6 protein-coding genes and 1 pseudogene are annotated in these 6,678 nt (G+C 60.1%); 3 read left to right on the forward strand and 4 right to left on the reverse strand.

Going from position 1 to position 6,678, the window contains the following annotated elements:
- Positions 1–193 (forward strand): annotated as a pseudogene (locus tag AC1D1X_RS12255) (hypothetical protein); the annotation flags it as partial.
- Between the two features lie 37 nt (positions 194–230).
- Here the strand turns inward: AC1D1X_RS12255 and AC1D1X_RS12260 are convergent.
- The 3 genes from AC1D1X_RS12260 to AC1D1X_RS12270 are packed head-to-tail and all read right to left on the reverse strand — an operon-like array spanning position 231 to position 1,214.
- A complete protein-coding gene (locus AC1D1X_RS12260) occupies positions 231–416 on the reverse strand; it encodes a hypothetical protein (protein WP_477671632.1) in 186 nt (61 codons plus the stop codon).
- 22 nt (positions 417–438) lie between these two features.
- Positions 439–792, reverse strand: coding sequence for a hypothetical protein (locus AC1D1X_RS12265; RefSeq protein ID WP_477671633.1), 354 nt, complete (start codon positions 790–792; stop codon positions 439–441).
- A gap of 11 nt (positions 793–803) precedes the next feature.
- Positions 804–1,214: a response regulator gene (locus AC1D1X_RS12270; protein ID WP_477698356.1), complete on the reverse strand. Its 411-nt coding sequence runs from the start codon at positions 1,212–1,214 to the stop codon at positions 804–806.
- Between the two features lie 343 nt (positions 1,215–1,557).
- On the opposite strand from AC1D1X_RS12270, the gene AC1D1X_RS12275 reads away from it, so the two are divergent.
- Together AC1D1X_RS12275 and AC1D1X_RS12280 are read left to right on the forward strand one after the other, a co-directional pair.
- A complete protein-coding gene (locus AC1D1X_RS12275; protein ID WP_477671635.1) occupies positions 1,558–1,827 on the forward strand; it encodes a hypothetical protein in 270 nt (89 codons plus the stop codon).
- Positions 1,828–1,935: 108 nt separating this feature from the next.
- The gene (locus AC1D1X_RS12280; RefSeq protein WP_477698357.1) at positions 1,936–4,110 is read left to right on the forward strand and encodes a catalase; all 2,175 of its coding nucleotides are present in this window, start codon (positions 1,936–1,938) and stop codon (positions 4,108–4,110) included.
- A gap of 14 nt (positions 4,111–4,124) precedes the next feature.
- Here the strand turns inward: AC1D1X_RS12280 and AC1D1X_RS12285 are convergent, their stop codons facing one another.
- Positions 4,125–6,677 (reverse strand): penicillin acylase family protein, encoded by a 2,553-nt coding sequence (locus AC1D1X_RS12285; protein ID WP_477698358.1) that lies wholly within the window; start codon positions 6,675–6,677, stop codon positions 4,125–4,127.
- Position 6,678: the final 1 nt, after the last annotated feature.

The raw sequence follows: 6,678 nt of genomic DNA on the forward strand, positions 1-6,678 counted from the left end.
CATGCGTTACTACCTGGCGATTGAAGCCTACCTCGCCGCTGTGGACAAACCAGCCGCGCAGCAACTTGAAGCGCGCATGCTGTATTGGTTTGATGCCACGGAGCAGTACGCGCGGCAGCTTCATGAAGTAGACAAGAACACTTATCTCACCATGAAAAGGGCTGAATACCAGCGGCAGCAGGCCGCCCTGTAGGCTGTGCCGACGAGTGCCCGCACAGCCAGAGCTATGGTTAAACCGCCTGCGGTGGCACGTTGGTCGCCGGCTCGCGAATCGGTAGCGTCGGCTCCGGCGGTGGATCATTGACCTCCGGGGGCGTGCCAGGCGCAGGCGGAATAATCACCGGCGGCACCTCGGTGGGAATATGGATGCCCGGGGTGCCGGGACTGGGTTCCGGAACGGGAACATGAAGTCGCATTGGATGCTCCGGGGCCAGGGAGTTATCTGATCCAGCGTGGCAAGTGCGAACCGGCGCGGCGACGCAACTGTGATCGCAGCACGATCATGGCCAAGGCGCCGGCGGCGGCGGCCATCAATGCCGAACGGCACGGGTATTCCGCGACCTGGGTCCGAATAGAACCCATAAGGGGGGCTCGCTTGTCGTTGGCCCGAGCTACCAGCGGTCGGGTCGCTTGGTTGTCGGACGAAAAACCACCTGTTCCATGGGCTTGCTCCGCCAATACCGCCTCTTCGGCAGACGGAAAAACATCTTCTGACAGCTTGCGTGGACCTGCACCGGAACGGTAAACAGCGTCCTCTGTGGACTGGCCCGTTAACACTGCGGATTCGTTCATGCCGTCCTCCTTCAGGCTCGCTGGAGCGCGGATTCGTCATTCGCAACCTGGTCCAGTTTTTGGCTTTGAGTCACGCAGTAAGCAAGCAGGCAGTCAATTTCAGTCGATTTATCAAATACCGCATCGACACCCAACTCCGCACAGCGCCTGCGCATCTCGGGTGTTGCGTAGTTACTGAATACCACTATTTTTTGAAGCGGCCTGCGGGCGCGGCAAGCCTGCAACACCCCGAGACCGCTTCCTTTCTTGAGAAAGAGGTCGACGATGGCCAGATCCCATTGCGCGTCATTGCGCGTCAACCACTCTGCCCCCTGCTCTTCAGTATCAGACGTGCCAACCGCTTCTACCGGAGCGAGTTCTTCCAGCGTACTGATCAGGTTTTCGCGGATGGTCGGGTTGTCCTCTACGACATAGGTTTTCATTTTTGGCAACGTCATCGGCGTATCCCCGTCTGTAACTGGGCCTGGATGTCTTTCATGGCTGCAAATTTAAGCGAAGCGTCTTCCGGTTTCTGCCGGAGGGACGAGCATGCCCGTGTAGGAGAAAAGGCCAGCGCGCCGCCAAGGCGCCTAAAACCTGACGTCTACATGAACACTTTGCACACGCTAAAACGGTAAGCCATGTCTTACGCAAGGAGAAGAAAGGCCTTACAGGGTGCACCGGCATCCGGCTACTGAATATGGATCTGCCGGCCCGTATGGTCTATGCACCAGACAACGACACCGGGACACAACCGGTGGAGCGCAAACCACACGGGGAATCACCATGAAACTGATGGGCGGACTTTTGGCAGGCATGGCAGCAGGATTGCTCACCGCCTGGCGAATTCATGCAAGCCCCCGGGATATCGACCTCGTCCATGCATTTCTCACCGCACTGGTCTGCGCAGCAAGCCTGTTTTTGTGTTCAATGCTGTTGCCCGATGGCCTTGCTGACGCATTTCAGGAACTCATGGGCTGGTGCCTGGCCGGCACCGTTGCCGCACTGGCACTGCTGGCCTGCGTGAAGGGGCTGGAAGGTTTGCTCGATACGTGACGGCCATATTGCGCCGGCCAAACCGCCGGCCCGCCTGCTACCAAAAGCCCCAGGCGCACCCTCCTTTCACCCGCCCCTGACGCCATCTTTTAAGAAGAAAGACTTTTCATGCCGCCATCCAAGCGCAACGCTATCAACCCTGGCCGAAATGCGGAAGGTGCAAAAGACAAAAAGTCGCAGCTTGAGGGATTTTCTACCGGCCCTGCCGCGGCCCTGACCACCAATCAGGGCCTGCAGATTCCGGACAACCATAACTCGCTGAAGGCGGGCGGTCGTGGCCCTACCCTGCTGGAGGATTTCATCCTTCGCGAAAAGATTACCCATTTCGACCACGAACGCATTCCGGAACGCGCTGTCCATGCACGAGGCTCCGCTGCACATGGGTACTTCAAACCCTACAAGTCGATGGTGCAATACACCAGCGCCGCCTTTCTCCAGGACCCGGACGTGGAAACGCCGGTATTTGTGCGGTTTTCTACCGTGGCCGGCTCCAGGGGCTCGGCGGATACTGTGCGTGACGTGCGCGGGTTTGCCGTGAAGTTTTACACCTCCGAGGGAAATTACGACCTCGTCGGCAACAACATTCCCGTTTTCTTTATCCAGGATGCCATCAAGTTTCCAGACCTGATCCATGCAGTCAAGCCCGAACCGCACCATGAAATGCCCCAGGCGGCCAGTGCCCACGACACCTTMTGGGATTTTGCTTCGCTGATGCCCGAAACCACACACATGCTGATGTGGGCCATGTCAGACCGCGCTATACCGCGCAGCCTCCGCATGATGGAGGGCTTCGGTGTCCATGCATTTCGTTTTATCAATGCCCGTGGCGATTCGCACTTTGTGAAGTTTCACTGGAAACCCAAGCTCGGCGTTCACGGACTGGCATGGGATGAAGCCCAGAAGATTGCCGGCAAAGACGCTGACTTTCACCGGCGCGACCTATGGGAGGCCATCGAAAGCGGCAATTTTCCCGAATGGGAGCTGGGCGTTCAAATCGTGGACGAAGGCAAGGAGGACGAGCTGGGGTTCGACATCCTGGACCCGACCAAACTGATCCCGGAAGAACAGGTGCCCGTGCAGATCATCGGGAAGATGGTGTTGAACCGTAATCCCGACAATTTCTTTGCTGAAACCGAGCAGGTGGCATTCCACCCTGGCCACCTGGTGCCGGGCATCGATTTTTCCAATGACCCGCTGCTGCAGGGCCGCCTTTTTTCCTACACGGACACGCAGCTGTCACGCCTGGGCGGCGCCAATTTCCACGAGATTCCGATCAACCGCGCCGTCTGCCCGATGCACAACTTCCAGCGCGACGGCATGCACCGCCAGGCGATCAGCAAAGGACGGGTAGCGTATGAGCCCAATACGCTGGGCAATGGGACAGAGTTCAGGATCGATGGCGGAGCGCATGGCTTCCAGTCATACCCAGAACAGGTAGAGCCACCCAAAATCAGGCGCCGCAGCCCTTCATTCGACGATCATTTCTCCCAGGCGGCACTGTTCTGGAACAGCCAGAGCGCGGTGGAAAAAGACCATATCGTTGCGGCATTCCGGTTTGAGCTCTCCAAGGTGGAGGTCCCTGAAATCCGCCAGCGCATGGTGGACAACCTGGCCCATGTGGACCTGAAACTGGCAACCCGTGTGGCAACCCCGCTGGGCATCAATCCGCCGGATCCCAAGGCCGCATCCGGCAGGCTGGGTTTCCGGGATTACCGCATGACTAGCAAGATCGAGGAAGACCCGGCATTGCGCATGGTGGGCCGCACCGGCGGCAGCGTCAAGACACGCAAAGTGGCCATCCTGGTAGCGGACGGCGTCGAAGCCGCAGCCCTCAAGCGCATCCAGCAAGACCTCCTGGACGCCGGTGCGCTGTGCAAACTCGTCGCGCCACACCTCGGCACAGTCAGCACTTCGTCCGGCCGGCAGCTTGCGGTGGACCATACTTTCACGAATATGCCCTCCGTGATGTTCGACGCAGTGCTGATCCCCGGGGGAGGCGACAGCATAGGCACCCTGGCCGCCATGGGCGAAGCTGTGCATTTCGTGCTGGAGGCCTACAAGCATTGCAAAACGATTTGCGCCATCAACGATGGCGTCCAGCTGTTAAGCACCCTGGGTTTCAGCCTGGGCAAAGACCCGGAGCTGATCCAAGTGCCGACGCCAGGAGTCCTGATTGCCGATGCACGCAAAGTGACTGAGGGGCAGGTTTCACAGGACTTTATGGCAGCCATCGCCCTGCATCGCCACTGGGACCGGTTGAATGTCGACGCCATCCCGGCGTGAGACTTCAAAGCCCTTCAGGGATTCAGCGTGAGCCGGTGCACGTAGGTTGACGGGTTCATCTGCAACGGCCGGTATTGCACTGCGGCCCAGCGCTCCTTCATGTCGCGATAGCGTCCGGAAAACACAAGGCCGCTTTGCCCCGTTTGGTAAATGAAGCGTGAGTTCTCCAGGTCTGCGAGGTCATACACGGCCCGCAAAGAAGCGGCCTGCCGGTTGGCGAAAGGCGCCGCGTCCCCGGTCGCCCAGTATTGCCCCACGTTGACGGTAAAGGTGTCCCCACCGGTGGGAACGCGGACATCGAAAAATTGTGCGAGCCAGGGCACGTTGCCAAATGGCTTGTGGGCAGACAGCGCGAAGTGCGCCCTGCCCCAGCTCCAGGCCTCTACGTCGTTCCCATAGGCTGCCTGGAGGCGATCCAGCGCCCGGTTCAGCGCAGCAGCAGACTGCGCCGCACAACCAGCGGTGCCGCACCATCCGGTGTCGTTGTGCTCGAGAATGTCTTCCAGCGTGCTCCTGAAATGGCGCTTGCCGTAAAGGGTCTTGAACGCGGGCTCACCCAGTTTTGCACCGATGATGCCCCGTGTCAGCTCGTCTGCCCACGCGGCAAACACCAGCGGCGCCGCGTGGTCGGCACGCATGGCCCCGTCAAATCCCGCCATCCTGCGGCGTACTGCTTCTGCCAATGGATGGGCGGAAGACTGCGACAGCGTTTTCTGCAGGAAAGGCAAGAGCCGCACTGTGGCCGCCGAGAACTGGTCACCCTGTATTTTTTGCATGGACTCCATGGTGTGCCTGGGTGTGGCAGCCAGCAATTGCTCAATGCGGTTGTAGCGGTAAGGCACGGTCCAGTCCTGCCCCATGAAGAAGGGATAAGCAGGTGGCGAAATGCGCTGGTTCGCTGTAGACCACCAGCCCTTGGCCTCAATCGCCGAATTGGCAGCCTCGGGCGTCTGCGCATAAGGCACCCAGCCTGCCCAGTCGTATCGCACTTCCCAGCCGGGTGACGGCGCGGTCCCTAGGATGTCGTTATCGGGTTTTCGCAGCGGCACCTTGCCGACCGCCTTGAAACCGGTCTGGCCGAAAACATCCGCGGTCACGACGTTTTGCATGGGCGAGTGATAGGCCGAAAATGCCGCAAGCAACTCCTGGGCAGACTGCGCCCGATTGGCGCGCAGGCCTGCCAGCACGGTCTGGTTGTCGGCATCAAGGGCACTCCAGCGCAACGCGATCACATATTTGCGGATATCAAGCAGGTCGGCGTGCGACTTCTGGACGTCACTGAGAACGGGACCGTGGCGGCTTTCTCGTACATTGAGCACCACATCGGGTTGACCCTTCACCTTGATCGTCTCGCTACGAACCTTGAAGTCCTCCCAGGCCATGTCGGCGTTTGCGCCGCCAGCATGGGGTACGCGGTACTGCTGCGCATTGGCGGGATTGACCTGCTCCAGGTACAAATCCTGCACATCCGGGGCGGTGTTGGTGAAGCCCCAGGCCACCTTTCCGGTATGCCCCATCACCACAAAGGGCAAGCCAGGCAATGTCGCGCCAATCACGTCCAGCCCAAGCGCGCTCACGCCGTTGGCTGTCTTGCCTTCAGGTGCCTGCAGCCGCGCGAAATACCAGACCGCCGGCGCCGAAAGTCCCAGATGCGGATCGTTGGCGAGCAGCGGCTTGCCGGTGCTGGTGTGAGAGCCCGCCACAACCCAGTTATTGGAACCTTTACCTCCCACGTCGCCGAGCGCCAAAGCCCAGTCGTTGATGTCAGAGGCCAGCGCAATGACGTTTAATGGCGAAGGTTTCTGATAAAACAGGCCTCCAGCCCTTGATTTACCAGCGCCAGCAGCTATCTTTTTCGTAGCATCCGGAAGATCAGACCGGTACACGCCCAAGCCCGCATACAGCTTGGCAAAGTCCACTTTCGAGGCAGGCTGTTCGCCTGGGTAAGGCGGAAACAACTGCTGGAGTTCTGCGGGCTTCAGCAGCCGGGCCGCCGACAGGCGCGCGAACTCGGTGCCCCAGTTGCCCCCCAGGTCCAGCGCCATCATCAGCGACCATGCGACGCTGTCAGTGGGAGACCAGGCTTTGCCGGAAAGGCCTCCGGGTTTGACGCCCACGATATGGAACTCGGGAGACAGCGCCTGCGAAGAGCCCTGATAAAAAGCATTGATACCATCGCTGTAGGCCTGCATCGCATCGCGCCCCTCGGCCGGCRGGTTCTGCCATTGGCGCTCGGCGGCCTGCACAACACCCAGGGTGCGCAGCAACCTGTCGGTTTCAAGTGTGGCCGGGCCAAACACCTCGGACAGTTCACCGTGCATGACCCGCCGGTTGAACTCAAGCTGCCAGCCACGCTCCTGTGCGTGGACATAACCTAGGGCAAACCAGGCGTCGTGGGGCGACTGAGCCTTGATGTGGGTGACATCCGCGGTGTCACGGGCAACCGATACGGAGCCACGCAAGCCCGCGGCCTGGAGTTCACCGTCGAGTGCCGGGAAGGTCCGGTAAATATAGAAACCCGCCACGGTGGCGGCGATCAGCAGCAACACCAGCAGCGCAGCAGAAATG

The organism is Polaromonas sp. P1_G4, from assembly GCF_056405475.1.